At 54.6% G+C, this 2,758-nt stretch carries 3 protein-coding genes; 1 reads left to right on the forward strand and 2 read right to left on the reverse strand.

The features are described 5' to 3' along the window. Both E1297_RS51190 and E1297_RS03050 read right to left on the reverse strand, forming a co-directional pair. Positions 1-96: nucleotidyltransferase domain-containing protein (locus E1297_RS51190; protein WP_196223165.1), on the reverse strand; the 96-nt coding region annotated here is incomplete at its 3' end. 38 nt (positions 97-134) lie between these two features. Further along, positions 135-2,549, reverse strand: coding sequence for an RNA ligase (locus E1297_RS03050; protein WP_196223166.1), 2,415 nt, complete (start codon positions 2,547-2,549; stop codon positions 135-137). Here E1297_RS03050 and E1297_RS49675 point away from each other — a divergent pair. Then, positions 2,530-2,758 (forward strand): hypothetical protein (locus E1297_RS49675; protein WP_209015615.1); only part of this gene is annotated, 229 nt, incomplete at its 3' end. The two genes, E1297_RS03050 and E1297_RS49675, sit on opposite strands and share 20 nt — an antisense overlap.

The following is a 2,758-nucleotide window of genomic DNA, read 5'->3' on the forward strand; positions in this document are numbered from 1 at the left end:
GCTTGTAACCAATATATCCACGTCGCTGTCTATGGAAAAACCCCCGCGGGCAAGCGAACCGACTAACTTTACCTCGACCCCGAGCGCCGCCAACATGATTTTTTTTCTATCATTGGTGGCGCTCGTTCTTTAGGTCAAGCGACCTTCAGTGTTGATCTACGCTCGAAGTCGGAGTCGAAATCCCGTCCGAACTCCTTGCGCAGCGCGATGATGCCTGCTTCCAGTGTCTCGCTGCCCTGTTGAAGGCACCAGTCGCGGAAATCGTGCGCGAGTGCGATTTCCTCCTCGGTCGGAGCGAGGCCGTCTGGGCGCCAGGTGTGCTCGTATGTGAATTCCTGTTTATTAATGCGGTTTCGGATGATGCGGTCCTTCATGCTTCGCATCTGCTTCCAAAAAGAGTAGTAGGGAAATTTAACCTTCGTCATGTAACGCTTCGCGTCCTCCAGAACGACTCCCTCATGGTGAAGGCCGTTGATGCGGTAATTCATGTCCTTGGTGACGTTGCTCATCCAGCGCTCAAGGGCGTTGAAATCCTTGAAACGCATGGCCTGCGTCTTGGTTGTTAGGTCGAATTTCTTCCCGATCCGCTCAAGAATTTCCTGCGGAGCCTTATCGAATTCGGAAGACCTGCGAATAATGTCCAGCAGGATCATATCCGGCTCATCGTATTCGATCATGTGAGGATCGTTGACCGGATCGATCACCTCGAACGTCATCGAGGATTCCGTGTCGCGCAGGTATCGCTTCAATTCCTCGAGCTGCCGTTCCGACATCTTGCTTTCGACGATCGTGCGGAAATAGTCTGCAAACTTTCCTTCTGGAGTCGACTTCGACGCGATGAAGAGGCTGTCGGTCTCGGCATCATATCCGATGTTGCCAAGGAAGCCGTTTTCCTTGATGTAGGCGGTCACTGGGAACTCCAGGTGTTCGGCCAGAGCCTCCATGGAGGTTTCCTCTGTCTCGCCGATGTTGAAGAACTTCTCGTAGCCTCGGGAGATGATTTCCCGCGTCTTGTTGTTGAAGAAGAAGCCGCGCGCTTTCACCACGATATCGTCCCAAGCCTTGTCGTAGAAAACCTTATTCGTGAAGTTCAACGAGGAGACGTGTGGGTGGCTTTCGGGCGTTTTCTCTCGCACGCCGCTGTGTGCGCGCATCGTCGCCAGGAGTTCCTCGGAAATTTTCGTGTCTTCGGCCGTCATGTTGTCCTCCAAAATCCAGTTCGGGTACTTTTTTCGCTGAGCCTTCCTTGAATCGCTCAGCACCGTCTCCAGTGCCAAACGCTCGCGGAGCGACCGGAATACGTGATTCCTGTATTCGCCTGCCGTCCAGCCATCGCGCGAGAGCGTGCAGGTTCTCAGGAAGCCGCCGTGCTCGACGGAGTCCTCGAGATTGAAGGACCTCGGTGTCGCCTGTACTCCCATGCTGCCGTGGTTGCGGTGTCCGTGCACCTGATAGCCCTCGCTCGTGTTTTCGTCGAACGTCGTATCGATCGGGTGTTCCCAATTTCCAACGCCCTTGGAGAAATCTTTGAGCGAGATGAGTTCCGGGTGCTCGGGGAAGTGTGGCATTCCCGCGTGGGTCACGAGGACCTGCCGCCCGTCGTACACGTATTTCAGAAACTCGCGCGCCTTGTTGCACACCCTGTCCGCGTCGGCTCGTGTGATGCCTTTCTTGATCAGCTGCGGCAACGTCCGGAATTCGAATTCATTGCTTACGTGGGTCATGCCACGAGCCCAGCGATGCAGGTGGTCTTCGTGGTTCCCCCAAAGAAGGAACACATTGTTGCGATCAAGTGCGTTGTTGACGAACCAACGCAAGATTTCGCCGTTCTCGATACCGCGATCCAACAGATCTCCCACAAAGACGTAGGCGGTGTCGTCGCGCAGCCCACGCGCTAGCGGTCCGTTCGGCCCGGTCAGAACTTCGAAGGTTCCCTGAAGGTCACCGATGTGAACGACCTCGCGGTATCCACTGAGGTCCAGAACGGGTTCTTTTATCCAGTTCCACAGTCGATCGAGCAAGGCACCTTCCTCGTCCCACTGAAGGTATTCGATGCCCGTCGTATCCAGGGTCTCCTTGTTCAGACCCTCGTGAATTTCGCGAATTCTATATTCAGTCACGCGCCGCGTCTCCGGTCGTCCTTTGTTGTTTTCGATCGCTTGTTCCACCGGAAACGTGCTGAGGTCGGCAATGCAGATCCGATACCTGTGCTTGTGAGCAATTTCTTTGAGGTACTTCAGCTCCTGATTTTGTGGGGGTGTCGACCCCGAGGCCGGAGTTTTCTTGCTCTTGCTGCCCATGAGCGTGGTGTCGAGCGCGATGAGCTGCCCTTTCTCCATTCTGGACTCAAGGGTCTCTCGGAGGATTCGGAACGTGTTGTGGTTGTCGTCCTGATTTTGAATGAGGCGCCCATCGAGCGTTAGCATGGGGCTGTTGTTCACCTTTCGGATATCGTCCGCCGACAAGGACCAATCCTCCAGTCCTAGTTCGCGCAGAAGGGTTGTCTTGCCCGATCCCGGGTGTCCACGCATGACGATGAGTTTGCGCACTTTCTTCTCCGTTTTTTCGTTCGCATCAAGGATACATCCCGCCATCGCAATTCCAAATGGCGAGTTTCGGTCACGCTCCCTTCTTGATCGGTTTTTGTCAACATTTAAACGCTCTCTTTCTCCTATTTTGTTGACACAGGAGCGTTTAGGTGGGATTCATCTGAACAGTGCGCTGAAAACCCCGTCCTTCAGGGCGGGGAAGACGTTAA

The sequence above is a fragment of the Roseibium sp. RKSG952 genome (assembly GCF_009711355.1).